We start from the raw sequence: 26,002 nt of genomic DNA on the forward strand, positions 1-26,002 counted from the left end.
CGTCACTCCGCCGCATGGGTCGACCGGCGCTCGACCGCCCAGCGGTTCTCGGGGAAGGGCAGGCCCAGGTTCTCGCGCAGCGTGCGGCCTTCGTATTCGGTGCGGAACAGGCCGCGGCGCTGCAATTCGGGAACCACCAGGTCCACGAAATCGCTCAGCCCGGTGGGCAGCCAGGGCGGCAGGATGTTGAAGCCGTCCGCGCCCTCGTTCTCGAACCATTCCTGCAAGGTGTCGGCGATCTGCTCTGCGCTGCCGACGATGGTGAAATGGCCCCGCGCCGAGGCGATCCACTGGTAAAGCTGGCGGATGGTAAAGCCGTTCTCGTCGGCGATCTGGCGGATCAGCACCTGGCGCGATTTCATCCCCTCGGTCGGGTCCAGCGGCGGCAGCGGGCCGTCGAGATCCGCCCCGGTCAGGTCCAGCGTGCCGCCGGTCAGCCCCTTGATCAGGGCGATGCCGTCCTCTTCCAGGATCAGGCCGGTAAGGCGTTCGTATTTTTCGCGCGCCTCGGCCTCGGTCCGGCCGACGAAGGGCGAGACGCCGGGCATGACCAGCACATGGTCGGGGTTGCGGCCAAGGCCACGGGCGCGGGCCTTGATGTCGCGATAGAATTCCTGCGCGGTATCAAGGCGCTGATGCGCGGTGAAGATCACCTCGGCCGTGGCGGCGGCAAGACCGCGACCGTCCTCGGACTGGCCGGCCTGCACGATGACCGGATGGCCCTGCGGCGAGCGCGAGACATTGAGCGGCCCCTTGACCTTGAAATGCTCGCCCTGGTGATCGGTGAAATGCACCTTCTCGGTGTCGAAGAACACGCCCGTTTCCTTGTCGCGGATGAAGGCGTCGTCCTCGAAGCTGTCCCACAGCTTCCCGACCACATCGACATGCTCGGCCGCACGGCGATAGCGCCAGGCATGGGGATGCTGCTGGTCGAGGTTGAAGTTCCGCGCCGCGCTTTCCGTGGCTGTCGTCACAACGTTCCAACCCGCGCGCCCGCCCGAGATCAGGTCGAGCGAGGCGAACTTGCGGGCAAGGTTATAGGGCTCTTCATAGGTGGTCGAGGCCGTGGCGATGAAGCCGAGATGCTTCGTGAGGGGTGCGAGCGCCGCAAACAGCGTCACCGGCTCGAAGCCCGCGACCTTGGCGTTGCCGCCCTCGATGCCGCCGCCAAAGGCGATGGCCAAGCCGTCGGCCAGGAAATAGGCATCGAACAGCCCGCGCTCGGCCTCCTGCGCAAGCGCGACGTGGAACTCCAGGCTGGTCGCCCCGTCGACGGGCTGGTCGGGGTGGCGCCAGGCGGCGATATGCTGGCCGCCGCCGGGAAGAAAGGCGCCAAGGCGAATCTTGCGTGTCATGTCTCTTGTCCTTCAGGCAAAGGGGGATCGGTCCGCCCGTGGCAGGTCGGGGCCGGTCTGGATTGGAAATGCTGCTGGTCGGGCTTGGCCTTGCCGACCGGGGCGGCGGCCGCTCGGCCGCGCGTCAGCCGGTCAACGGGGCCGGGCCAGCCGATGGGCCATCGCGCACAGGCGACATGGACCACCCGATGGACCGGCGCCTGGAATTTCGACCTGTTGCCAGAGGTCGGCAATGCGGAGTGTCATGGCCCTCTCCCAATGACGATCTATCTTGTCGTCTAATATTCCCCAGACATCCGGCCCGGGCCATTCCAAAGACTCACCCTCTGGGGGAAGCCTTTCATCGTTCATTTCCATCCTGGGAGAAGAAGATGCTGGAAACCCGGTCATCACTGTCGGGGCCGGTCCTTCCCCTGCCGATCCATGTGCCCGGCTTTTCGGAACTCCTTGCACCGGTCGCATGAGGCGGCTTGCCTTCCTTGTCGGGCGCGATGCGTCACACTGGATTTTTGCATGGCCGACGCGCGGGTCGCATGAATGTCCGCGGCGCATATGAAAACGGCGGGAAGTTCCCGCCGCTCCGTCTTCAGTCATCTGCTTCGATCATCTGCCGAGGGCGTCGTAGCCCTGTTCCCATGTCGTCTTTGGTGCAGGAAGGCTCTCCAGATGCCTCGCATCGACCGCATCGCGGTCGTCCAGGATATCCGCTGCCGCCTTGAGCGTCTGACGCTCCTTGAAAATGGCCTGCTTCACTTCGCTTTTGCTCGGTTCGTTGGTCATTTTAAGTCCTCCAAACGGGCTGCACAGGGTTGCGCCACCTGGTCAGCATAGCACATCCGGCATCATTTTACACGATAAAGTATATCGTCTTTACCATGAATTAGCAGATCCTCACCATTTGCGAGGCATGCCGTCGATTCCCAGGGATGAACCACAGGGCGGCGATACCGCACGGCGGCCGGCTTTTCCGCCCTGCGCGTCAGCGATTGCGGGTATCGACGGGATAGGCGGTGCTGAAGTGGATGCGCTCCATCGAGAAATGCGAGGTGACGTTCTTGATCGGCACGGCATCCGTCAGCCGCTTGTAGAACAGATCGAAGGCGGCCATGTCCGGCACCGCCACGCGCAGCATGTAATCCATCCGCCCCGCCATGCGGTAGACCTCCATGATCTCGGGCAGCTGGGCAACGGCGCGGGTGAATTCCTCGCGCCATTCCAGCGAATGATTCGGCGCCTCGATCTCGACAAAGACCAGGATGCCGAATCCCAGCTTGGCGGGATCGGCCAGCGCCACCCGCCCGGTCAGCACGCCCAGCGCCTCGAGCTTTTGTATCCGTTTCCAGCAAGGCGTCTGCGACAAGCCCACTTTCTCGGCGATCTGCGCGATGGGCAAGGTCGCATCGCGCATCAGCTCCGCCACGATCTTGCGGTCGATCAGGTCCAGATCCTGCATTTCTCTGCCTTCTTCACGTCAGGGATTCGGGTGCGGTGACCGGGCTACAATTAACGATATTGTCTATGCGTTCAATCGTGTATTATAAAGCCTGACGCAACAGGCGATTCTGCCAATGGAGGCCATAGCGACATGAACCAGTTCATCGTGACGAACGGGACGGGCGCCAATGCCGAGGAAGGCCAGTTGTTCTCGGTCCGGCTGATCGATCGCAGGACGGGTGAGGTTCCCAGCCTGAACGGCATCCCGCTGAGCATGTTGACCCACTCGCCGCGCGCCGCCATCGCGGCCTTCATGCGCGGCCGCGACCGGCTGCTGTGGCGGGCCGAGGTCGAGCCGGTCAACGCCCGCGACGGAGGCTCCAGCCATGGTGCGGTATCGTGAAGGACTGCTTGACCGGCTGCTGCTCCTGACCACCAGCAAGGCCCGGGCGATGCCGCCCGGCCGCAGAAAGGGCTGGGATGCGATCCTGCCGGACCCGGCATGGACGGTCCGGCGGGCCGGTCCGCGCTGGTTCGCGCTCTGGGACAGGGACCGGCAAAGGCTGCGGCGGTTGCGCATCCTGCTGCTGCCGGAGGACTGGCTGGGGCTCAGCGCGGCCCAGGAAACGGCGCTGGCGCTGGAGCAATTGCGGCCGGCCGAAAAGATCCCGGCGCCGTTCAGCACGCCCCTGCACGAGGCGCGGGCAAAGCTGCGCCGCATCCAGTCGCGCCTGCCGTGACAAGGCGGCCGGCGCAAGGGCACGGCAGTTCCGGTCAGGCAGGCCGCAACCATCGGGGACGCGCTTGACGGCAGGGCCGGCCCCTGCGGCGGCGTTCAGCCGACCGCAAGCAGGGGCGCCGCATCATGTCGGGAAAGATGCGCGGCGAATTGCGCCACCGCCCGGTCCAGCCGCGTCGAGGCAGCCTCGGAAGCCAGGCCATCGGAGCCGAAATCCGATGCGGAAACGTAAAGCCCCGTGGCCAGCGTATGGGCCTCGAAGAACCCGAAGACCGGCCGAAGCTGATGCTCGATCACCAGCGCATGACGGTCCCCGCCCCCGGTGGCGGCCAGCAGCACAGGCTTGCCGACCAGGGCAACGGGCTCGATCAGGTCGATGAAATGCTTGAACAGCCCGGTATAGCTGCCCTTGTAGACGGGGCTGGCGACGATCAGCGCATCGGCGGCCAGAAAGGCATCCAGATGCCGGGTGTGGGGTCCGTCCTGCGGTTGCCGCAGCGAACCGAAATCGGGACCGAGATCGGCAATGTCAAAGACATGCGCGCTGCCGCCGAAGCGCGCGACGGCGCGGCGCGCGGCCTCTTCGACCAGGCTGCGGGTTTTCGAGGGTCGGCTCCACGAGCCGGCAAAGGCGACGATGCGAGGTCCAGGCACTATATTCTCCCGAAAAGACGACTTGATTCATGGTGAAATACTTAGGCCGCGGCTGCCCGAGCGGCCATTCCAAAGCCGGCCGGCCCAGAGGATGAAAACCACCGCCAAGCCGCCGGATCGGAGAACGGGCATCCCCGGCACCGCACCGGCAGGCCGCGCAAGGGGATCGCGGGGATGTTCCCGCCGGGAACCGGATCGAGGCGTCATCGTCCTTTCCCCGGACACCCCCGCGCAAATGAAGCGGCCCCGGATGTCAGCCTACCGACTCCGGCAAGCGGTCCAGCAATTCGGCCAGACGGGCGCATTGCACGCGAATATCGGGGATCGCCGTGATCTCCCAAAGCGCAGCACGGGCGCAGGGACCGATGGCGAACAGCCGGGACGACACCCTGCCGTCGCGCGCGATCAGCCGGGCCTCCCTGGTCGTGTCGAGGCCAAGCCGCAGCGGGTCCAGCCGCCCCTGCCCCGTCGCGATCAGGTCCAGCACCACTGGCGAGCTGTCGGTTTCGGGATCGCGCCGGATACCGCGGCAGTCGATGACATGACCGGCCGGCAGCAGGTGCGGGCCTTCGGGCGTCAGCACATGCACGCCGTCATCCGCCAGGCGTTCGAACCGGGCCCTGAGCACATGCAACTGGCCCCGCGCCTGGGCATCGGCGATCAGTGCGGCCGATTGCGGCGGCATGCGGTGGCGATGCACCTCCCACCACGAGGCGGCGTGGCGCAGAAAGCGGCGCCGGCTGTCCTCGTCCCAACCCTGCCAGATCGCGCTGACATGGGGACGCAGCCCGTCCAGGACATCGCGCCAGCCAAGCCCTTCGGCCTCGGCCTGGCGGATGCGTGCCCGCAGCCAGTGCAGCACCCGGCTGACCGGGGCGCCAAGCGGAATCTCGTCGCGCGCGATTGCCATGGCACGGCTGGCGGCATGGGCGCGCGGCAGCAACCCGCGCCGCGACAGGCAGGTGATGCTGCCGCGATGCCCCCGCCCAAGCAGCGTAACCACATGGTCCACCATCGACAGGCCGGTGCCGATGATGACCACATCGGCCCCGGAATCGGCCGGGGGCGCAAAGTCCCAACCACCGCGCATGCCCTGGGGGGGATGCTGCGGAACCGCATGGCCGGTGGCAAGGATGGCCAGGTGGCCCATGATCGCGCTGCCATCCTCCAGGCAGGCCCGCACGCAACCGGGTTTTTCCTCGATGCGCAGGCATTCCTGGCGGTGGCAGGTCAGCCGGTCCCCGCCCCAGGCGGTAAGCAGGTTTTCCAGATAGCGGCCATAGGCCGTCCGGCCGGCAAAGCAATCGGGCGTGGCCTCCGGCGCCTCGCCCGAGCTGTGCAGCCAGCGCAGGAAATGCTCGGGATCGTCCGGAAAGGCACTCATGTTATGGACGCGCGTGTTCAGCAAGTGACCCGGATCATCCGTCGAATAGGCGATGCCGCATCCCAGGCTGTGCGATTTCTCGATCATGCTGATGCGCAGGAAGGGATCGTTCCTAAGCAGATGGGCGGCGGCAAGCACCCCGCTTGCACCGCCGCCGACGATGATGATGTGACGATGACCGTCCTGAGGAAACTGGCCGTCCATCACATCACCATCAGACAGAGGAAGGCCAGCGCCCAGAAGATCGCCAGCGCCTGGCCCAGACGGTTTTCCTCTTGATCGGGCAGGATCTCCTGGTCGCCTTGCGAAAGAAAGGCGCTGAAACCCGGGTCGTAGGTGGCGTAATACATCGGTTCATCCTTTCGCATATGGTTTCCCATCCGGTCCCGGCCATGCCTGCCGGGGCCGCGTTACAGCGCAGGCCGCTCCAGCCGGGCGCGCGGCACCGACCGCAGCGCGGGCGCGGCGGGTCGGGGCGGCAGGCGCAAGGCAGCAGGTTCGATGGCGACATCGGGCAGCAGGGCGCGCAACAGGCGCCCCTGCGGCCAGGGCCCGAAGCCTGCGGCCACGTTGATATGCCCCGCCTCGCCAAGATCGACGAAGGATGCGCGCCAGCGGGCGGACAGTTCGCGCGCCCGCTCATAGTCCATCCAGCTGTCGTTCCGGCTGGCCACCACGATGGTCGGCACCGGCAGCGGGGCTTCGGGAATCCGTCCGAAGACCGCCGTGCGCGGATCGCGGCTTGGTTCGGCGGGGGCCACCAGCAGCGCCCCGCCCACCTTGAGTTGCGGCCATTGCAGCAAGAGCTTTACCGCCGCGATCGCACCAAGCGAATGCCCCACCAGAACCGCGCCCGGATGCAGCAGCAAGGCGCCGGCAATCTCGGTCAGCCACTGGTCCGGGCAGGGCCGCGACCACGAGGCCTGCTCGACGATGGCCGAACTCGGATCCGACATTGCCCACCAATGCTGCCAATGCGGCGCAGGCGATCCGTCGAGACCGGGGAGAAGTAGGGTGCGAATCATGGCGTCTCTCCTTCCGGTAAATATCTATCATGTTAGTCGAGTTTTTTCGTTCCAAAATTCGCTGGAAATGGAGAAGGAAATTCCACCGGGGCGCCGTGCCTGAATGACCGCCATGCCAGCCCGGCAGGAAAACCTAATGTTCCCGATGGGTTGATTGCTTCCTCGCCTTGCCCGGCAAGCGGACGGGCCGGTGCGGGTGGGGACCGACGATGTCGCCATGACGGGGCCTTGGCCGGAAAACGGATGCGATGCCGATCCGGTTTGCCAATCCCGGCCGGTGCAAGGCATCATGCGCTGGACAAGACGCCGTCTCGCAACCCCTCCAGCGAAAGCCATCATGCCCCGACCCCTGCACGAACCCGTCGACGCCGCCCTGATCCCGCGCTTTGCCGGGCATTCGACCTTCATGCGCCTGCCGGCGGTCGCCAGCGCCGAGGGGCTGGATGTCGCCATCCTCGGCATCCCCTGGGACGGCGGCACCACCAACCGCGCCGGTGCCCGCCACGGCCCGCGCGAGGTGCGCAACCAGTCCAGCCTGATGCGCCGCGTCCATCACGTCACCGGCATCGCCCCCTATGAACGGCTGGCCGTCGCCGATATCGGCGACCTGGTCGTCCAGCCCATCGACCTGATGGCCGCGCTGCGCCAGATCGAGGACGGCATCGCCCAGGTCTGCGCCAAGGGCGCCCTGCCGCTGAGCGTGGGCGGCGACCACCTGACGACGCTGCCGGTGCTGCGGGCGATCCACAAGGCGGATCCCGGGCACGGTCCGCTGGGCCTGGTGCAGTTCGATGCCCATTCCGATACCAACGACGGCTATTTCGGCGACAATCCCTATACCCATGGCACGCCCTTCCGACGCGCCATCGAAGAGGGCATCCTGGACCCCAGGCGCATGGTGCAGATCGGCATCCGCGGTTCGGTCTATGCGGCCGACGAGCACCAATGGGCCAGGGATCAGGGCGTCCGCATCATCCATATCGAGGAATTCGCCCGACGCGGCCCCGACGACGTGATGGCCGAGGTCCGCGCCCTGATGGGCGATGCACCCGCCTATGTCACCTTCGACATCGACGGCATCGACCCTTCGATGGCACCGGGCACCGGCACGCCCGAGATCGGCGGCTTCACCACGCGCGAGGCGCAGGCGATGCTGCGCGGCCTTGCCGGGCTGAACATCGTCGGCGCCGATGTGGTCGAGGTCTCGCCGCCCTTCGACATCGGCGGCATCACCGCGCTGACCGGCGCGACGGTGCTTTTCGAACTGCTCTGCGTGCTGGCCGCCGGCCGGGCCGGGCAGGGCTGACCCCGGCGCGTTTTTTCGCCCGACTGTGCGGCAGCGCACATACGGCCGGCCGGACAGGCGATAGACCGGCGGCACCTTTCAAGGTCATCGAGTATCCCGTTACCCTGTTTTCTGCATTGGCGCCTGCCCCGCTCCCTCGCCGGAGCGGGGCTTTCTCTTGTCGGGACGGCCGGGCTGCAGGGCCCACGAAAAGATGACATGAAACTGTCGGCCCTGCGTTACCGGACCGTTTCATGCCGGCCGTAGCTTGCGCGCGATCCGCATCCCAGGAGTTGCCATGACCGCCCGCCTGCTTTCCGCCGCCTCGATGCTTGCGCTTCTTGCCGGCCCCGCATTGTCCGAAAGCTTCAACCGCATCGCCTCGTTCCCGGTCACCGCCAACATGGCCGAGGGCGAGGACAGGGACCGCACCTCGTCGGCCGAGATCATCTCGGCTTCGCCGGACGGCATGACCCTGATCTATACCGACAGCCCCCTGGGCGCGGTCGGGCTGATCGACATCTCCGACCCCCTGGCGCCGAAGCCGCTGGGCAATGTCGCGCTGAACGGCGAACCGACCACCGCCCATATCATCGGGTCGCGCGCCTTCGTCGGCGTGAACACCTCGGAAAGCCATGCCAACCCCTCGGGCCGGCTTGCCGTGATCGACCTGGACAGCGCGGCCGAGGTGGCATCCTGCGACCTTGGCGGCCAGCCGGATTCGGTGGCGGTGGCGCATGACGGCAGCTTCCTCGCCGTGGCGATCGAGAACGAGCGCGACGAGGAGGCGGGCGACGGCGGGCTGCCGCAGATGCCGGCGGGATTCCTGGTCAAGCTGCCCGTTCGGGACGGCACGGCCGATTGCGCGGCGCTTGAGCGGATCGAACTGACCGGCCTGGCCGAGATCGCACCCGAGGATCCCGAACCCGAATTCGTGGACATCAACGAGGCGGGCGAGATCGTCGTCACGCTTCAGGAAAACAACCACATCGCCGTCATCGGCGCCGATGGCAAACTCGCCACGCATTTTTCGGCCGGCGCGGTCGTGCTGGAGGATGTCGATACCAGGACCGACGGCAGGCTGGACTTTTCCGGCAAGACCGACCCGATCCCGCGCGAACCCGACGGGGTGAAATGGATCGACGCCGATCATTTCGTCACCGCCAACGAAGGCGACTGGAAGGGCGGCTCGCGCGGCTTCACCATCTGGAACAAGGACGGCACGGTCGTTTACGAATCCGGCGCCACGCTGGAACATGCCATCGCCGAGATCGGCCACTATCCCGAGAAACGCTCGAAATCCAAGGGCGTCGAGATCGAAAGCGTCGAATTCGCCCGCTTCGGCGAGACGCCCTATCTGTTCGTGCTGTCCGAGCGCGCCTCGGTCGTGGCGGTCTATGACCTGACCGACCCGGCAGCGCCGAAACCGACCCAGATCCTGCCCTCGGGCATCTCGCCCGAAGGGGCGGTCGCCATTCCCGCGCGCAACCTGTTCGTCACCGCAAACGAGGCCGATCTGGGCGAGGACGGCGCAGCACGGGCGCATGTGATGATCTTCGAGCGCTCGGATGCCGAGCCGGCCTATCCGATGCTGACCTCGGCCGGGGCGGACGCGCCGATCGGCTGGGGCGCGCTTGGCGCGCTGGCCTCGGCCCCCGGACGCGACGACCGGCTTTTCGCCGCCTCGGACAGCGTCTATTCGACCATGCCCTCGATCTACGAGATCGACATCAGCACCAAGCCCGCGCGGATCGTAAAGCAGACCATCGTCACCCGCGGCGGCAATGCGGCACAAAAGCTCGACATCGAGGGGCTGACCTCGGACGGCGAGGGCGGCTTCTGGCTGGCGAACGAGGGCGATGCGGCCAAGCTGGTGCCCCATGCCATCCTGCATGTGAACGAGGCGGGCGAGATCACGCAGGAAATTGCGCTGCCCGCCGAATTGCTGGCGCATCAGACCCGCTTCGGCGCCGAAGGCATCGCCAAGGTCGGCAACACGCTTTGGGTCGCGATGCAGCGGGAATGGGGCGACGATCCGCAGGGGCAGGTCAAGCTGCTGGCCTATGACCTCGACGCCGGGGAATGGGGCGCGGTGCGCTATCCGCTGGAGCCGAAGGGCGAGGGCTGGATGGGCCTGTCGGAGATCGCGGTGAAGGGCGAACACGCCTATGTCATCGAACGCGACAACCTGATCGGCGACAGGGCGGCGGCGAAAAAGATCTTTCGCGTGGCGCTGGCCGACCTGCAACCGGCGGCCTTGGGGGGCGAGTTGCCGGTCATCGCCAAGCAAGAGATGCGCGACCTGATCCCCGAACTGCGCGGGCTGACCAACGGCTATGTGGTGGACAAGGTCGAGGGGCTGGCCTTCGATGCCCGTGGCGACGCCTGGGTGGTGACCGACAATGACGGCGTGGACGACAGCTCGGGCGAGACGCTGTTCTGGAACCTTGGCGCGCTGTGATGCCAGGGGCGGGGCCGTCGCCGGCCCTGCCCGCTAATACCGCAGCCGGGCGTAATAGGAATGCTCGGCCGCTTCGCGCGCCTGGCCCAGCGTGACGACGCCGCGGGCCTTGAGCAGCGGCAGAAGGCGCAAGAACACCTCGGCCGTCACCAGCGCATCGCTCAGCGCGTTGTGGCGCTGGGTGATCTCGACCCCCAGCCGCGCGGCGATGGCCTCCAGCGAATGCGAGGGCTCGTGCGGCTGGGCGATGCTGGCCAGAAGCAGCGTGTCCAGCACCGGCTGGTCGAAGCGCAGCCCGGTCGCCGCCTCTTTCAGTTGCAGGAAGCGCATGTCGAAGGCGACGTTATGGCCTACCAGAACCGTGTCCGAGGCATAGGCGTGGAATGCCGGCAGCACCTCGGCAATGCGGGGCTGGCCCTGCACCATCTCGGGGTGGATGCCGTGATAGGGGATGGATTCGGGCGGGATCTCGCGGCCGGGATCGACAAGCTGGTCGAAGCGTTCGCCGCGCAAGAGCTTGCCGTTCAGGATGCGCAGCGCGCCGATCTGGATGATCTCGTCGCCCTGCGCGGGGTTCAGGCCGGTCGTCTCGGTGTCGAAGACGGTATAGCTCAGCCGCTCCAGCGGCTGGTCGTCCAGCGAGCGACTGGAATCGCTGGCCGCGAACAGGTCGAAATCATAGAATTCCGGCCGCGCCTCCAGCGCCTCGGCCTCGGGCCCAGCCGCCGCGGTGGGCAACAGGAAGCGAAAGAAGGACAGGCCGGCCGGGCGGTCCTGTTCCAGCCACAATTCGCCGCCGTGCCGCTCGGCGATGTCGCGGGCGGCGCTTTGCACGCCGGTATCGCCACCCGCGGCCGGGGCGGCCGGATCAAGCGGCCAGACCAGATCCAGATGCGCCCAGCCCGGCGTCGCGGCCGGCGCCAGGCGCAGGGTCAGCGACGGCATGCCCTGCGGCCCCTTCAACTGCCCCGCCAGCGCGCCCAGCGCCTGGATCAGCGAAAAGCTGTCCAGCCGCAGCCACAGCCCCTCTTCGGCGCTTTCGACCTTGGCCACCCGCCCGGTCTGCGCCAGCACATGCTGCGCCGCGGCCGCCAGAAAGTCGTCGCCCAGCATCTCTTGCAGGGGCCAGCGGGTCAGGATCTCTTGCGAGGCATCCGCCGTCATCGCCGCCAGCCGCTGGCCCATGGCCGCCACCTCGTCGCGGACGATGGCATGGAAGCCGTCGCGCTCGGCCGGCTCCAGGTCGGGATAGTCCAGCATGTCCAGCGCCGCGCCCATATTGGCCAGCGAGGCGCGGCTGGCCTCGGTCAGCTCGGTCAGGCGGCGGTCGCGGCGGGATTGGGCGGCATAATCCTGGGTGATGTCGTCCAGAAGCAGGACATAGCCGCTGATCGCGCCGCCCTGCGACCGCACCGGCGCCAGCACGACATGAAGCAGGCTGCCCGTGGCCGTGGTGGTGACGAATTGCGCCGAAACCGCCGTATCGCCCCGCGCGATATGGCGGTCCACCGTCTCGCGCGCATGCTCGATCAGGGCGCGGTCGATCACGCCGTGGATCGAGCGGCCCAGCCCGATCGCCTCGGCCCCGCCGGCAAGCTGCCCGCCCGAGACGCGATGGAACAGGCCGCGCGCATGGTCGTTGTAAAGCAGGATGCGGCCGTCGAGATTACAGACCACGACGCTTTGGCGCAACTCGGCCATCAGCGCGCCAAGCTGGTCGCGTTCCTGCGCCACCTTCTGCTGCGCCTCGGCCACCAGCCGGGCCATGTCGGTGCGCAGAGCCTGGCGCTGATCGGCCAGCCGGTTCACCGCATCGGCCAGCGCGGCCAGCGCAGGAGGCGAAGCCGCCTCCAGCCGCGGCGCATCGGCATTGTCGGTCAGCAGCCGCGCCGCATCGGCCAGCCGCGCCGGACCCTCGACATGGCGGGCATGAAGCCGCGCCGCCCACCAGCCCGCCAGCGCCGCCCCGGCCAGCCACCAGCCGAACAGGATCGCGCCGTTGGCCTGCAGCGCGGGACCAAGCGCCGAGACCAGCCCGGCACCCTGCCCCGCCGGCAGCGAGGCATGGAACAGCACCGCACCGCCAAGCGCCCAGAGCATCAGCGCCAGCCCCGGTGCGGCGACAGGCAACAGGCGGCGCAGGCCGGGCCTCATGCCAGCATCTCGCGGATGCGCACGATCAGGTCGCGGGTCGAAAAAGGTTTCGTCACATAGGCGTCGGCACCCGCCCCCATGCCGCGGGCGATGTCGATGTCGCGGCCCTTGGCGGTCAGCATCAGGATGCGGATGCCGGAAAGCTCGGGATCGGCGCGCACCGCTTCGCAGACCTCGAAGCCGCTCATGCCCGGCATGGCCGCATCCAGAAGCACCAGCCGCGGCCGTTCGCCGCGGATCATCGCCAGCGCCTGCGTGCCGTCCGGGGCGACCAGCACCTCGTAGCCCTCGCGTTTCAGCATGAAGGACAACGAGACGACGATGTTCGGCTCGTCATCCGCAATCAGCACCCTATCCGTCATCGGACCCTCCCTTGCTGCGAAGCGGCAGGCTGAAGGCGAAGCACGCGCCCTGCCCCGGCTGGCTGTCGAGCCACATCCTGCCCCCCAGATTAACCACGATCTGCCGGCTGATCGGAAGCCCGAGCCCGGTGCCGGGCGGGCGGTTGCCGGCCTCGCCGCCCTGCCGGAACTTGTCGAAGACGGCGGCCTGGTCCTCGGGCGCGACGCCGGGGCCGTTGTCGCGCACCGTGACCACCAGTTCGTCACCCCGATGGCACAGCGCCACCTCGACCCGGCCGCGGCCCTCGGGGACGAATTTCGCGGCATTCGACAGCAGGTTGACCAGCACCTGCGTCAGCCGGTCGGGATCGGCCAGCACCATCGGCACCTGCTCGGGCAGGTCGGCCAGCACCTCGGCCCCGCGCTCGCGGAACAGTTCGGCGGTGGACCGCAGGGCCGCCACGATCAGCGCCTTCATGTCCACGTCGGTATTGTGCCATTCCGCCATGCCGGATTCGATCTTGGCAAGGTCCAGCACCTGGTTGACCAGCCGGCTCAGCCTTTCGCTTTCCGACAGGATGATGTTCAGGAACTCCTCGCGCTCCTGGGGCTGGATGTCGGGCGTGTCCAGCATCAACTCGGTCAGCGCCCGGATCGAGGTCAGCGGCGTGCGCAGCTCATGCGTGACCGAGGACATGAAGTCGTCCTTGAGCTGGTCGAGGCTTTTCAGCTTTTCATTGGCGGCACGCAGCTCGACCGTGGCCTCTTCCAGTTCACGGGCATAGGTGCGCACCTGCGACGCCTCGTCGATGATCTCCAGCACGTCGCCCAAGCTCAGCGATTCCTCCTGCGCCGCCGATTCGACCATGACGCGGGCCGAGGCGGTGCCGATGGCGCCGGCGATCTGGCGCTCGACCCGGTCCACCAGCCGGGCATCGGCGGTCAGGCTGTCCAGCGCGGTCCCGGTCTCGCGCGCGTGGTCGCGAAACAGCGCCTCGGCCCGCGCCGCGCCCAGGAAGCGGCCCGCCAGCCGGCGCAGATCCTCGAGCCGCGCCCTACCGCGCCAGAAGACCGGCTGCGCCTGCCCCCGCTGGAACACCTCGACGAACAGCAGCGCCTGGCTGGCCTCGCGCGCCGAGGCGCGACCCCTAAGCGACAGGCCGACGTAAAGCCCGATATTGACCATCAGGCTCCAGAACAGCGAATGGGTCAGTTCGTCAAAGCCGGTCAGGCCGAACAGGTGCTGCGGTGCCAGGAACGCCAGGCCGAAGGGGCCGTCGAGGAACCCGGCCCCGATCCAGCCCGAACGCGCCAGCGACGGCAGCATCAGGGTATAGGCCCAGACCAGCGACCCGCCGAGCAGCCCGCCAAGCGCGCCGGCCCGCGTCGCGCCGCGCCAATACATGCCGCCCAGCAGCGCCGGGGCGAATTGCGCCACCGCGGCAAAGCTGATCAGCCCGATCGAGACCAGCGCATAAGCCTCGCCCGCGATGCGGAAATAAAGATAGCCGAGCAGCAGCACCAGAAGGATCGCGGCGCGGCGGATGTTCAGCAAGACCCGCGTCAGATCGCCCCCGGTGCGGGCAAAGCGGCCGCTGCTGAGCAGCGCCGGCATCACCAGGTCGTTGCAGACCATGGTCGAGACCGCGACGGTTTCGACGATGATCATGCCGGTCGCCGCCGAAAGCCCGCCCAGATAGGCCAGCAGCGCCAGCCACTCCGCCCCCTGCGACAGGGGCAGCGTCAGCACATAACTTTCCGCCCCCGCCCCGCCATCGCCAAAGATCAGCATGCCGCCGATGGCGATGGGCAGCACGAAGATGTTGATCAGCAGCAGATAGGCCGGAAACAGCCACGAGGCGCGCAGGATATGCCGTTCGTTCACGCATTCGACCACCATCACCTGGAACTGGCGCGGCAGCATCAGCACCGAAAGCATGGACAGCAGCGTCAGCGCGAACCATTGCGCGCCCTGAAAGCCCTCGAACCCCTGCCCGCCAAGCCGCAAGAGGCCGGCGATGTCGGGCTGGGCCTGCGCACGCGCCCAGATGTCGCCCATGCCGCCGAAAAGCCCGTAGGTGACAAAGACGCCGACCGCCAGAAAGGCCGCAAGCTTGACCGCGGATTCAAAGGCGATGGCGGCGACCATGCCCTCGTGCCGCTCGGACAGGTCGAGGTGCCGGGTGCCGAAGACCACTGCGAAACCGGCCAGCGACAGCGCCATGTAAAGCGTGCCGTCGCGCCACCAGGCCGCATCGGACTGGCCCAGGCCGCCGGTCAGCGCCTCATAGCCGGCCGAGACCGCCTTCAGCTGCAAGGCGATATAGGGCAGGATGCCGACCACGGTGATCAGCGTCACCAGCGCCGCCAGCAGCGGGCTCTTGCCATAGCGGCTGGCGATGAAATCCGCGATCGAGGTGATGCGGTAGCTGCGCGCGATCCGCACCATCTTGCGCAGCACCAGCCAGGCCAGCAGCATGGCCAGCATCGGCCCCAGATAGATCGGCAGGAACCACACCCCGCCCGAGGCGGCACGCCCGACGCTGCCGAAATAGGTCCAGGCCGAACAATAGACCGCCCAGGACAGCGCATAGACAAAGCTGCTGTCGATCAGCGAGCGCCCCTGATCGGCGCGGCGGTCGCCATGCGCCGCCACCGCCACCAGCAGCAGCAGATAGCCGAAGGAGACGGCAAGGACGAGGCCGGGCTGGATCATCCGTCCCTCTCCTCGTGCTTCTCCGGCTCCTTGCCGCCCCGTCCGCCGCGCGACGCGCTGACCCAGGCCAGCGCCGCGATCAGCCCCACCCAGATCACGAACAGCGCCACCGGCAGAAGCGGCAGGCCAAGCACCGTCAACGGCTGGTCCCAGATCAGCAGCAAGGGAAAGTTGAACAGCAGGAAACCGGCGCCGCACAGCGCCAGCAGCACCTGCGCCGATGGTCCGTCGCGCCGCCTCATAGCAGGTCCAGCCGGTAATGCTGGCCCAGCCATTGCTTGAAGTCGCGCACGATGTTCAGCGAATCGCGCAGCGCCTGCCGGTCCAGCCGGCCCAGTTCGGTCGGGCGGATGCTGTTGTCGGGCGCCTGCCCGCGCGCGATCTGCGCAAGGTTGCTGTCCAGCTTCAGCGCCATCATGCAATGCAGCGCATCGGCCAGGTCGCGCGCCAGTCCGGCATCGATACGCCCCGCCCCCGCCAGCGCCTGCAGGCGGGCGCGGGTTCCGGACGCGGCAATGCCATATTCCAGCGCCAGGGCGCGGGTGCCGTGCACGACCGGGAAGATGCCCAGCTTCTTGAGATCGATCTCGGCCGCCTCGGGGCCGCGCATGCCCGGCAGGCGGCGCCACCAGCCGCCCTCGGCCCCGCTGTCGAACTGCCGGATCGCGGCGGCGAAACGGGCGTAAAAGCTGTCGCTGCCGGTCAGCATGCGCTGCAACCGATCCCGCAAGGCGGCCAGCAGGCTTTCGTCCCCGGCGACGGCGGCGGCATCGAGGAAAATGGCCAGGTTCATCGGCCCCTCGGGATCGTCGCCATGGATCCAGTCGCGCAGCGTGTCGCCAAAGGCCTGCACGCTCTGGCACCACAGGGGCCGGCTCAGCATGATGCCGCCGGGACAGGGCGGATAGCCGAAAGAGATCAGTGCCTCGGTAAAGGCCTGCGTCACGCGGTCGAGCCCGTCGAAGGCAAAGCCGTCGCGCAGGATCAGTGCATTGTCCTGATCGGTGCGGATGATCTGTTCGGACCGGCCCTCGCTGCCCATGACGATCAGGCAGCTGTTATCGCGCAGGGCCTGCGGCGCCAGCATCTGCCACAGCCTGCGAAAGATCTGCCGGTTCAGCGCCCCGACCAGCCCGGCGATGACCTCGATGCGAACGCCGTCCTCGTGCAGCACGCGGATCAGCGCCTCGACCTGGGCGGCGGGCCGGGCCAGTTCGGCCGGGCTTGTCGCCCGCGCGATCTCGGCCGAGATCAGATGCGACTGGTTGGCCAGAAAGCCCATCAGGTCCATCTGGCTGAGGATGCCGACCACCTCGTCGCCGTCGCGCACCAGCACGCGATGGATGCGGTGCCGCAGCATCAGCATCATCGCGTCGTAAAGATCGTCCCCAACCGACACCGACCAGGGCGTGAAGCTGGTGAAGTCGCGCACCTTCAGCGACGCGGGCGGCGCATCGCGCAGGATGGCCTGCACCAGATTGGTCGTGGTGAAGATGCCCAGCCTGTCGCCGTCGCGCACCAGCGCATCGGCGATGCCGCGCGCCGCAAGCTCGCCGCACAGCGTCACCAGGTCGGTTTCGGCATCGACGAAATGCGGCTTGCGCAGGATGGCATCGCGCACCCGCGCTGTGACCAGCGTCACCATCTCGCGCTGCTCGTGGCGCAGCGCCTGATCGCCGGCCGTCACTGCCGGCATCCCCGCCGCATCGTCCGCGCGAGCCAAACCATAACCCCAGAGGAATCACCCATGGATCTCTCTGCCCCCTCCCGACCCTTTAACAGCGACCGGCACAACCCTCGCGGGGCTGCACCGGGCGCCAATTCGGCACTCCTCCTGCTCGCAATACCTTGATAAGCCTAAGCGAGGGCGTTTCACAACATCCTTGCTGCACGGCGTCTCATGCGAAACGGGGAACGAAGGGGTAAAATCGGGCCTAGCGTTCGGCGGCGCGGAACTCCAGCTTGCCCGACAGCAGGATGGCCACGGTCGAACAGATCGCACCCGAAAGCAGGTAAAGCCCCGCCGCCGACAATCCCAGCCAGGTCGACAGCAAAAGCGCGGTCAGCGGCGCGAAACCCGCGCCGAACATCCAGGCCAGATCCGAGACGATGGCCGAGCCGGTATAGCGGTTGCGCGCCTCGAACAGCGAGGCGACCGCGCCGGAACTTTGCCCGAAGCTGAGGCCGAGGATGAAGAACCCGACGATCATGTAGACCAGTTCGCCGGTCTTGCCCGCCGACAGAAGCAGCGGCGCCAGCGCGGCAAAGCAGCCGATCAGCAATGCCCCCACCAGCAGCAGGTTGCGCCGCCCGATGCGGTCGGCCAGCCAGCCCGACAGCAGGATGGCCAGGATGCCGCCGGTCGCCGCCACCGCCTCGATGATCAGGAAGCTGAGCAGCGTCTCGTCTGTGTAGAGATAGATCCAGGACAGCGGATAGACCGTGACCATATGGAACATGGCGAAACTGGCCAGCGGCACGAAGATGCCGATGAGGATCGCGCCGCCATCCTCGCGCAGGGTCTTGCCGATGCGGGTCGGCTGGAGTTCGCGCGATTCGAAAAGCTCGGCGAATTCCTCGGTCGCGACGATGCGCAGCCGCGCGAACAGCGCCACCACGTTGACCGAGAAGGCGACGAAGAACGGATAGCGCCAGCCCCAGTCCAGGAAGTCCTGCGCGGTCAGGTTGGCCGCCAGATAGGCGAAAAGCAGGCTGGCGACGATCAGCCCGATGGGCGCGCCAAGCTGTGGCACCATGGCGTAAAAGCCGCGGCGGCTGCGCGGCGCCGTCAGCGCCAGAAGCGAGGGCATGCCGTCCCAGGCACCGCCCAGCGCCAGCCCCTGCGCGATGCGCAGCACGGCCAGGATGACGACGGCCCAGCCGCCCACGTTCTCATAGCTGGGGATCAGGCCCATGGCGACGGTCGCGGTCCCCATCAGGAACAGCGCCGCCGTCAGCTTGGTGACGCGCCCGTGGCGGCGGTCGATGCTCATGAACAGCGCACTGCCCAGCGGCCGGGCAACGAAGGCCAACGCCAGCAGCGCGAATGACAAGAGCGTCCCGGTCAGCGGATCGGTGAAGGGAAAGATCCGCTGCGGAAAGACGATCACCGAAGCGATGGCAAAGACGAAGAAATCGAAGAATTCCGAAGCGCGCCCGATGATGACGCCCACGGCGACATCCGAGGGCGAAACCCTGTGGCGGCCATGCGCTGACGGGACGGCCGATTGCACGGCGGGCGTGGAGGAGGATGTGCTCATGTTTTTCCGAGGAATCCGATGCGATCCAGATTCGTGCCGGGCACGGGCCAACCCGCCGCGGCGTTTCCGTCCCTATTGGTGCCGGAAGCGAGAACTGAACTGTATAGGACAAAACGTCGCATGGCGAGCTTGACCTAGATCAAGGTAATTCACCCCGTGCCATGTCGCAGCCCTGCGACTCAGCCGTCCGCACCTGTCGCTCACCGACATCGGGTAGTCCAATGACCTACATACGAAAATTCGCCCGCCTGCCCTGGCTTGCCTTGCTGATTCCCCTTGCCGCCTGCAAGGCCGAGGTCCTGGCGCCCGCCGGGGACGTGGCGGCGCGACAGCGCGACCTCCTGGTGATCTCGACGCTGCTGATGCTGCTGATCATCGTGCCGGTGATGGTGCTGACGGTGGTTTTTGCCCGCCGCTACCGCGAGAGGAACAAGGACGCCGACTACCGGCCGGACTGGGACCACTCGACCAAGCTGGAATTCGTGATCTGGGGGGCACCGCTTCTCATCATCATCACGCTGGGCGCGCTGACCTGGGTGGGCACGCATCTCTTGGACCCCTATCGGCCGCTGGACCGCATCAGCGCCGACCGGCCGCTGACCGAAGAGCACAGGCCCTTGCCGGTGCAGGTGGTGGCGATGGACTGGAAATGGCTGTTCATCTATCCCGAGCAGGGCATCGCCTCGGTCAACGAGATGGCCGTGCCGGTGGATCGCCCGGTCGAGTTCACGCTGACCTCGACCTCGGTGATGAACGCCTTCTACATCCCCGCGATGGCCGGCATGATCTATGCCATGCCGGGGATGGAGACCAAGCTGAACGGCGTCTTCAACCATCCCGGCGAATACAAGGGCATCGCCTCGCATTATTCGGGCCACGGCTTTTCGGGGATGCATTTCAAGGCCCATGCCACCGACGAAGCGGGCTTCGACGCCTGGATCGAAAAGGCCCGCGCCTCGGGCGGCACCCTGGACCGCCCGCGCTATCTGGAACTGGAGGCACCCAGCGAGAACGTGCCGCCGATGTCCTTTGCCGAGGTCGATCCGCATCTGTTCCAGCGCATCGTGAACATGTGCGTGGAGCCGGGCAAGATCTGCATGGCCGAGATGATGGCGCTGGACGCGCAGGGCGGCACCGGGCTTGCCGGCACCATGAACGTGACCCGGCTGACCTATGACAAGGACCAGCGCCGCGGCACCCGCGCGCCGGTGCTGGGATGGGAGCCCTTCCAGGTCGCCTCGTTATGCACGCCCGAGGATTCGGCGCTGATGTTCGGCAAATCGCCCGAACTGGCGCGCGCGCCGGTGGACATGACGCCGATGCGCGGCCACGCGTTGACCCCTCCGAAAGGGCCCTTCACCCCCTCGCAAGACAATGCCGTCACCTTGCTCGATCCGGCTGCGGATCGGGCGCGGAACTTCTGATCGGACGCAAGCATGGCTACGTTTTCCAACGAAACCACCTTTCTTCTTGGCCGGCTGAACTGGGACGCGATCCCCAAGGAGCCGATCGTCTGGGCGACCTTCGTCGTCGTCGCCATCGGCGGCATCGCGGCCCTGGCGGCGCTGACGAAATACCGGCTTTGGGGCTGGCTCTGGCGCGAGTGGTTCACCTCGGTCGACCACAAGAAGATCGGCATCATGTATATCGTGCTGGCGCTGGTCATGTTCGTGCGCGGCTTTGCCGATGCGATCATGATGCGGCTGCAGCAGGTCTGGGCCTTCGGCGGCTCCGAGGGCTACCTGAACAGCCATCACTACGACCAGATCTTCACGGCGCATGGCGTCATCATGATCTTCTTCGTGGCGATGCCCTTCATCACCGGGCTGATGAACTATGTCGTGCCGCTGCAGATCGGCGCGCGCGACGTGTCCTTCCCCTTCCTCAACAACTTTTCGTTCTGGATGACGGTGGGCGGCGCGGTGATCACCATGGCCTCGCTGTTCCTGGGCGAGTTCGCGCAGACCGGCTGGCTGGCCTTTCCGCCGCTTTCGGGCATCGGCTACAGCCCCTGGGTCGGGGTGGACTATTACATCTGGGGCTTGCAGGTCGCGGGCGTCGGCACCACGCTGTCGGGGATCAACCTGCTGGTGACGATCCTGAAGATGCGTGCGCCGGGCATGACGATGATGCGGATGCCGATCTTCACCTGGACCTCGTTCTGCGCCAACATCCTGATCGTCGCCTCGTTCCCGGTGCTGACCATGACGCTGATCCTGCTGACGCTGGATCGCTATGTGGGCACCAACTTCTTCACCAACGACCTTGGCGGCAATCCGATGATGTATATCAACCTCATCTGGATCTGGGGCCACCCCGAGGTCTATATCCTGATCCTGCCGCTGTTCGGCGTGTTTTCCGAAGTCACCTCGACCTTCTCGGGCAAGCGGCTGTTCGGCTATTCCTCGATGGTCTATGCCACGGTCTGCATCACGGTGCTCAGCTACCTGGTCTGGCTGCACCATTTCTTCACCATGGGCTCGGGTGCATCGGTGAACTCGTTCTTCGGGATTACCACGATGATCATCTCGATCCCGACCGGGGCCAAGCTCTTCAACTGGCTCTTCACCATGTATCGCGGCCGCATCCGCTATGAGCTGCCGATGATGTGGACCATCGCCTTCATGCTGACCTTCGTGATCGGCGGCATGACGGGCGTGCTGCTGGCCGTGCCGCCGGCGGATTTCGTGCTGCACAATTCGCTGTTCCTGATCGCGCATTTCCACAACGTCATCATCGGCGGCGTGCTGTTCGGCCTGTTCGCCGCCATCAACTTCTGGTGGCCCAAGGCATTCGGGTTCAAGCTGGACGTGTTCTGGGGCAAGGTCTCGTTCTGGTTCTGGGTCGTCGGCTTCTGGGCCGCCTTCATGCCGCTGTATATCCTGGGGCTGATGGGCGTGACCCGGCGGCTGCGCGTCTTCGACGATCCCGACCTGCGGATCTGGTTCGCCATCGCGGCCTTCGGCGCGGTGCTGATCGCCTGCGGCATCGCGGCCATGTTCGTGCAGTTCGGCGTCTCGATCCTGCGCCGCGACCGGCCGGAGTACCGCGACGTCAGCGGCGATCCCTGGGACGGGCGGACGCTGGAATGGGCGACCTCGTCGCCGCCGCCGGCCTATAACTTCGCCTTCAACCCGATCTCGCACGGGCTGGATACCTGGTGGGAGATGAAGCAGCAGGGCGCCACCCGCCCGACCGGCGGCTATATGCCGATCCACATGCCGAAGAACACCGGCACGGGCGTGATCCTGGCGGCGCTGGCCACGGTCTGCGGCATGGCGCTGGTCTGGTATGTCTGGTGGCTGGCGGCACTGAGCTTCCTGGGCATCATCGCGGTCTCGATCGCGCATACCTTCAACTACAACCGCGACTATTACATCCCCGTCTCGGAAATCGAGGCGACCGAGGATGCCCGGACGCGCCAGCTTGCGCAGGGGGTTTGAGACATGAGCCACGCGACGACCGACACCATGCGCCAATACTGGGAGCTTGAGCCCCACCACCACCCCGAGGGCGCCTCGACCAGCCTGGGCTTCTGGGTCTACCTGATGAGCGACTGCCTGATGTTCGCGGTGCTCTTCGCGGTCTATGGCGTGCTGGGCACCAGCTTCGCCGCCGGGCCGGGGCCGAAAGACCTGTTCGACCTGGAACTGGTGGCGGTCAACACCGCCATGCTGCTGCTGTCGTCGATCACCTTCGGCTTTGCCATGCTGGCCATGGGCAAGGGCGACCAGCGCGGCACGTTGCGCTGGCTGGCGGTCACGCTGTTCTTCGGCCTGTGCTTCCTGGCCATCGAGCTTTACGAGTTCCACCACCTGATCCATATCGGCGCCGGCCCGCAGCGATCCGGGTTCCTGTCGGCCTTCTTCACGCTGGTCGGCACGCATGGGCTGCATGTCACCTTCGGCTCGATCTGGCTGGTGACGCTGATGGTGCAGATCACCCGGACCGGGCTGATCCCCGCAAACCAGCGCCGCATGGTCTGCCTGTCGATGTTCTGGCACTTCCTCGACGTCATCTGGATCGGCGTCTTTACCTTCGTCTATCTGCTGGGGATGATCTGATGTCCGCCGAACACGCACATGCCGCGCATCACGACGATCACGGCCATGACCACGGCAGCCATGCCTCTTATATCAAGGGCTTCCTGCTGTCGGTGATCCTGACCGCGATCCCCTTTGGCCTGGTCATGGCCGGCGGCTTCGAAAGCCGCGCCCTGACCGCCGTCACGGTGATCGGCTTTGCCGTGGTGCAGATCCTGGTCCACATGGTCTATTTCCTGCACATGAACGGCAAGCAGGAAGAGGGCTGGACCATGCTCTCCACCATCTTCACCGTGGTGGTGGTGGTCATCCTGCTGGCCGGCTCGCTGTGGGTCATGTATCACATGAACACCAACATGATGCCGCAGATGGACCATGAACTGATGCAGGGCTTCGGTTCGTGACCCTGCGCCGGCTGGCGGTGCCGGCCGGGGCGCTGGCGGTCTTCGTGGCGCTGATGGCGCTGGGGGTCTGGCAGGTGCAGCGGCTGGCCTGGAAGACCGACCTGATCGCCCGGGTCGAGGCGCGTCTGGCCGAGGCCCCGGCACCCGCCCCCGGACCTGCCGAATGGGCCGGGATGGACGCGCGCGACGCGGAATATCGCCGGGTCTCAGTGACCGGAACCTATCGCGCGGACGGCGACACGCTGGTCAAGGCGGTGACGGAACGCGGGCCGGGCTTCTGGGTGATGACGCCGCTGCAAACGCCCGAGAGCTGGACCGTGCTGGTCAATCGCGGTTTCGTGGCGGATGCCGCGCGCGACGACCGCCCCCTGCCCGGCGGCGAGGTCACGGTGACGGGCCTGCTGCGCATGAGCCAGCCCGGCGGCGCCTTCCTGCGCGGCAACGACCCCCAAGCCGGGCGCTGGTATTCCCGCGACACGGCCGCCATCGCCGCCGCGCAGGGCCTTGGCCCGGTCGCGCCCTGGTTTCTGGATGGCGATGCCCACGGCGACGGGGCGCAGCCCGTCGGCGGGCTGACCGTGGTCCGTTTTCGCAACAGCCATCTGGGCTATGCGGCGACCTGGTTTTCGCTGGCGGCGCTTTGGGCGGGCTGGCTGCTGTGGGCCAGGCGCCGGGGCGCGCGGGACTGACGGGCGCAAAGGGCCCAAAGGCCCAGGGGATCGGGAAAACCCACGCGGCTTGACTTGAATCAACGTCCTGGCGGCTTGATATTCGCAAGGGTGGGCAAGATGCTGGCGCCGCCCGGTCGGAATGGCCAAGCCCCGCCCCATCGTCATCCGGTCCCTGCGTGCCCGCGCGCCCCGCGTCCGCCAAGGAGATGCCCATGAAGACCCCGACCAGCGCACCGAAGCCCGCTGTCGCATCCGCCGAGTTGCCGCCCGTGCCCTGCCCCGAACCCTTGGGCAGAGAGGCGTTCCGCACCTTCGACCGCATGCGCGAGGCGATGACGGCCCAGTTCACCGGCGGGCTGTCGCCGGCGGCGCTGACGCTGGCCTTGCAGGACTGGACCATGCATCTGGCCGCGGCGCCGGGCAAGCGGATGGAGCTGCTAGACAAGGCCAACCGCAAGGCCGCGCGGCTGTTGTGCCACCTGGCCGCGCTTTGCGTGAATCGCGAGGCGCCGGCCTGCATCGACCCGCTGCCCGGCGACTATCGCTTTGCCGCCGAGGGCTGGAAGAAGCCGCCCTTCAGCATCTGGGCGCAGGCCTTCCTGCTGCAACAGCAATGGTGGCACAATGCCACGCACGAAGTGCCGGGGATGAACCCGCATCACCAGGAGATCGTCTCGTTCACCGCGCGGCAGATCCTGGACGTGTTCTCGCCCTCGAACCTGCCCTTCACCAATCCCGAGGTGATCGCCCGCACCATGGAAACCGGCGGCATGAACCTGGTGCAAGGCATGCGCAACTGGACCGAGGACATGATCCGCCAGGCGACCGGCCAGCCCCCGGTCGGAACCGAGGATTTCGTGGTCGGCAAGGACGTGGCGGTGACGCCGGGCAAGGTCGTCTACCGCAACCACCTGATCGAACTGATCCAATACGCCCCCGCCACCAGGACGGTCATGGCCGAGCCGATCCTGATCGTGCCGGCCTGGATCATGAAATACTACATCCTGGACCTCTCGCCGCAGAACTCGCTGATCCGGCATCTGGTGGCGCAGGGCCATACGGTCTTCTGCATCTCCTGGCGCAATCCCACGGCCGAGGATCGCGACCTGACGCTGGACGACTATCGCCGGCGCGGGGTGATGGCGGCGCTGGAGGCGATCAACGCCATCCTGCCGCAGCGCAAGGTCCATGCCGTGGGCTATTGCCTGGGCGGCACGCTGCTGTCCATCGCCGCCGCCGACATGGCGCATGGCGACGACGACCGGCTGGCCAGCCTGACCTTGCTGGCGGCGCAGACCGATTTCAGCGAACCGGGGGAACTGGCGCTGTTCATCGACCACAGCCAGGTGAACCTTCTGGAAAGCATGATGTGGAACCGGGGCTACCTGTCCGCCGACCAGATGGCCGGGGCCTTCCAGCTTTTGCGCTCGAACGACCTGATCTGGTCGCGCATGGTGCATGACTACCTGATGGGCGAGCGGCGGCCGATGATCGACCTGATGGCCTGGAACGCCGATTCGACGCGCATGCCCTACCGGATGCATGCGGAATACCTGGAGCGGCTTTACCTGGACAACGAACTGGCCGCCGGGCGCTTCATGGTCGAGGGGCGGCCCGCCGCGATCCAGAACCTCCGTGTGCCGATGTTCGTCGTCGGCACAGAACGCGACCATGTCGCGCCCTGGCGCTCGGTCTTCAAGATCCATTACCTCAGCAATACCGAACTGACCTTCGTGCTGACCAGCGGCGGCCACAATGCCGGCATCGTCAGCGAGCCGGGCCGGCCGCACCGGCGCTATCGCATCGCGCTGCGCGAGGCCGGCGGGCGCTGCCCCGGCCCCGACATCTGGGCCGAGACCGCCGAGGCACGGCCGGGATCGTGGTGGGACGCCTGGACCGACTGGCTGGCCGCGCATTCCTCGGCCAAGCGCACCCCGCCGCCGGCCATGGGCGCGCGCAAGGCCGGCCATGCGCCGCTGGCCGACGCGCCCGGCACCTATGTGCTGCAACGCTAGGCCAAGACCCCGCGCATTGAACAGCCCGGCGAATATCGCCAAACAGGTCAGGGACAGGTGA

General features: G+C 66.9%; 23 protein-coding genes. 10 read left to right on the plus strand and 13 right to left on the minus strand.

Annotated elements, in window-relative coordinates; all coding sequences use genetic code 11:
• Positions 1 to 2: 2 nt before the first annotated feature.
• From QPR87_RS01720 to QPR87_RS01730, 3 genes are all read right to left on the minus strand, one after another.
• Positions 3 to 1,355: an LLM class flavin-dependent oxidoreductase gene (locus QPR87_RS01720; protein WP_104493428.1), complete on the minus strand. Its 1,353-nt coding sequence runs from the start codon at positions 1,353 to 1,355 to the stop codon at positions 3 to 5.
• 603 nt (positions 1,356 to 1,958) lie between these two features.
• On the minus strand, positions 1,959 to 2,135 hold the full coding sequence (locus QPR87_RS01725; protein ID WP_157137467.1) for a hypothetical protein: 177 nt from the start codon (positions 2,133 to 2,135) through the stop codon (positions 1,959 to 1,961).
• 199 nt (positions 2,136 to 2,334) lie between these two features.
• Positions 2,335 to 2,808 (minus strand): Lrp/AsnC family transcriptional regulator, encoded by a 474-nt coding sequence (locus tag QPR87_RS01730; RefSeq protein ID WP_011751340.1) that lies wholly within the window; start codon positions 2,806 to 2,808, stop codon positions 2,335 to 2,337.
• A 132-nt stretch (positions 2,809 to 2,940) separates the two neighbouring features.
• On the opposite strand from QPR87_RS01730, the gene QPR87_RS01735 reads away from it, so the two are divergent.
• Positions 2,941 to 3,192, plus strand: a complete 252-nt coding sequence (locus tag QPR87_RS01735) for a hypothetical protein (protein ID WP_011751339.1) — start codon at positions 2,941 to 2,943, stop codon at positions 3,190 to 3,192.
• On the plus strand, positions 3,176 to 3,529 hold the full coding sequence (locus QPR87_RS01740; protein WP_011751338.1) for a hypothetical protein: 354 nt from the start codon (positions 3,176 to 3,178) through the stop codon (positions 3,527 to 3,529). Before QPR87_RS01735 ends, QPR87_RS01740 begins: the two co-directional genes overlap by 17 nt.
• Before the next feature lie 95 nt (positions 3,530 to 3,624).
• On the opposite strand, the gene QPR87_RS01745 is transcribed toward QPR87_RS01740, so the two are convergent.
• From QPR87_RS01745 to QPR87_RS01760, 4 genes are all read right to left on the minus strand, one after another.
• Positions 3,625 to 4,182: an NAD(P)H-dependent oxidoreductase gene (locus tag QPR87_RS01745; protein WP_285047977.1), complete on the minus strand. Its 558-nt coding sequence runs from the start codon at positions 4,180 to 4,182 to the stop codon at positions 3,625 to 3,627.
• A gap of 253 nt (positions 4,183 to 4,435) precedes the next feature.
• Positions 4,436 to 5,770, minus strand: a complete 1,335-nt coding sequence (locus tag QPR87_RS01750; protein ID WP_285047978.1) for an FAD/NAD(P)-binding protein — start codon at positions 5,768 to 5,770, stop codon at positions 4,436 to 4,438.
• Complete coding sequence (locus QPR87_RS01755; RefSeq protein ID WP_158659313.1) at positions 5,770 to 5,916, minus strand: hypothetical protein; 147 nt, start codon at positions 5,914 to 5,916, stop codon at positions 5,770 to 5,772. Before QPR87_RS01755 ends, QPR87_RS01750 begins: the two co-directional genes overlap by 1 nt.
• Before the next feature lie 60 nt (positions 5,917 to 5,976).
• Positions 5,977 to 6,591, minus strand: a complete 615-nt coding sequence (locus QPR87_RS01760; protein ID WP_285047981.1) for an RBBP9/YdeN family alpha/beta hydrolase — start codon at positions 6,589 to 6,591, stop codon at positions 5,977 to 5,979.
• 337 nt (positions 6,592 to 6,928) lie between these two features.
• Between QPR87_RS01760 and speB the strand changes: the two genes are divergently transcribed.
• Both speB and QPR87_RS01770 read left to right on the plus strand, forming a co-directional pair.
• Complete coding sequence (gene speB, locus QPR87_RS01765; protein WP_285047982.1) at positions 6,929 to 7,897, plus strand: agmatinase; 969 nt, start codon at positions 6,929 to 6,931, stop codon at positions 7,895 to 7,897.
• A 277-nt stretch (positions 7,898 to 8,174) separates the two neighbouring features.
• The gene (locus tag QPR87_RS01770; protein WP_285047983.1) at positions 8,175 to 10,337 is read left to right on the plus strand and encodes an esterase-like activity of phytase family protein; all 2,163 of its coding nucleotides are present in this window, start codon (positions 8,175 to 8,177) and stop codon (positions 10,335 to 10,337) included.
• Between the two features lie 33 nt (positions 10,338 to 10,370).
• On the opposite strand, the gene QPR87_RS01775 is transcribed toward QPR87_RS01770, so the two are convergent.
• The 6 genes from QPR87_RS01775 to QPR87_RS01800 all read right to left on the minus strand — a co-directional run bounded on the left by QPR87_RS01775 (position 10,371) and on the right by QPR87_RS01800 (position 18,808).
• Complete coding sequence (locus tag QPR87_RS01775; protein ID WP_285047985.1) at positions 10,371 to 12,491, minus strand: 3'-5' exonuclease; 2,121 nt, start codon at positions 12,489 to 12,491, stop codon at positions 10,371 to 10,373.
• Positions 12,488 to 12,853: a response regulator transcription factor gene (locus QPR87_RS01780; RefSeq protein ID WP_285047987.1), complete on the minus strand. Its 366-nt coding sequence runs from the start codon at positions 12,851 to 12,853 to the stop codon at positions 12,488 to 12,490. Before QPR87_RS01780 ends, QPR87_RS01775 begins: the two co-directional genes overlap by 4 nt.
• Positions 12,843 to 15,548, minus strand: coding sequence for an ATP-binding protein (locus tag QPR87_RS01785; RefSeq protein WP_285047989.1), 2,706 nt, complete (start codon positions 15,546 to 15,548; stop codon positions 12,843 to 12,845). Before QPR87_RS01785 ends, QPR87_RS01780 begins: the two co-directional genes overlap by 11 nt.
• Positions 15,545 to 15,790, minus strand: coding sequence for a hypothetical protein (locus QPR87_RS01790; RefSeq protein WP_011751329.1), 246 nt, complete (start codon positions 15,788 to 15,790; stop codon positions 15,545 to 15,547). Before QPR87_RS01790 ends, QPR87_RS01785 begins: the two co-directional genes overlap by 4 nt.
• Positions 15,787 to 17,244, minus strand: a complete 1,458-nt coding sequence (locus QPR87_RS01795) for a putative nucleotidyltransferase substrate binding domain-containing protein (RefSeq protein WP_285047990.1) — start codon at positions 17,242 to 17,244, stop codon at positions 15,787 to 15,789. Before QPR87_RS01795 ends, QPR87_RS01790 begins: the two co-directional genes overlap by 4 nt.
• A 238-nt stretch (positions 17,245 to 17,482) precedes the next feature.
• Positions 17,483 to 18,808, minus strand: coding sequence for an MFS transporter (locus QPR87_RS01800; protein ID WP_104493433.1), 1,326 nt, complete (start codon positions 18,806 to 18,808; stop codon positions 17,483 to 17,485).
• Between the two features lie 221 nt (positions 18,809 to 19,029).
• Here QPR87_RS01800 and cyoA point away from each other — a divergent pair, with 221 nt between their 5' ends.
• The 6 genes from cyoA to QPR87_RS01830 all read left to right on the plus strand — a co-directional run bounded on the left by cyoA (position 19,030) and on the right by QPR87_RS01830 (position 25,941).
• Positions 19,030 to 20,232, plus strand: coding sequence for a ubiquinol oxidase subunit II (cyoA, locus tag QPR87_RS01805; protein ID WP_285047993.1), 1,203 nt, complete (start codon positions 19,030 to 19,032; stop codon positions 20,230 to 20,232).
• 12 nt (positions 20,233 to 20,244) lie between these two features.
• Positions 20,245 to 22,251 (plus strand): cytochrome o ubiquinol oxidase subunit I, encoded by a 2,007-nt coding sequence (cyoB, locus tag QPR87_RS01810; protein ID WP_285047995.1) that lies wholly within the window; start codon positions 20,245 to 20,247, stop codon positions 22,249 to 22,251.
• A gap of 3 nt (positions 22,252 to 22,254) precedes the next feature.
• Positions 22,255 to 22,872 (plus strand): cytochrome o ubiquinol oxidase subunit III, encoded by a 618-nt coding sequence (cyoC, locus tag QPR87_RS01815; protein WP_011751324.1) that lies wholly within the window; start codon positions 22,255 to 22,257, stop codon positions 22,870 to 22,872.
• Entirely contained in the window at positions 22,872 to 23,255 is a 384-nt protein-coding gene (gene cyoD / locus QPR87_RS01820) for a cytochrome o ubiquinol oxidase subunit IV (RefSeq protein ID WP_011751323.1), read from the plus strand. Before cyoC ends, cyoD begins: the two co-directional genes overlap by 1 nt.
• Positions 23,252 to 23,944 (plus strand): SURF1 family protein, encoded by a 693-nt coding sequence (locus tag QPR87_RS01825; protein WP_285047998.1) that lies wholly within the window; start codon positions 23,252 to 23,254, stop codon positions 23,942 to 23,944. Before cyoD ends, QPR87_RS01825 begins: the two co-directional genes overlap by 4 nt.
• Before the next feature lie 194 nt (positions 23,945 to 24,138).
• A complete protein-coding gene (locus QPR87_RS01830) occupies positions 24,139 to 25,941 on the plus strand; it encodes a PHA/PHB synthase family protein (RefSeq protein ID WP_285047999.1) in 1,803 nt (600 codons plus the stop codon).
• Positions 25,942 to 26,002: the final 61 nt, after the last annotated feature.

The sequence above is a fragment of the Paracoccus sp. SSJ genome, from assembly GCF_030234105.1.
GTDB lineage: Bacteria > Pseudomonadota > Alphaproteobacteria > Rhodobacterales > Rhodobacteraceae > Paracoccus > Paracoccus denitrificans.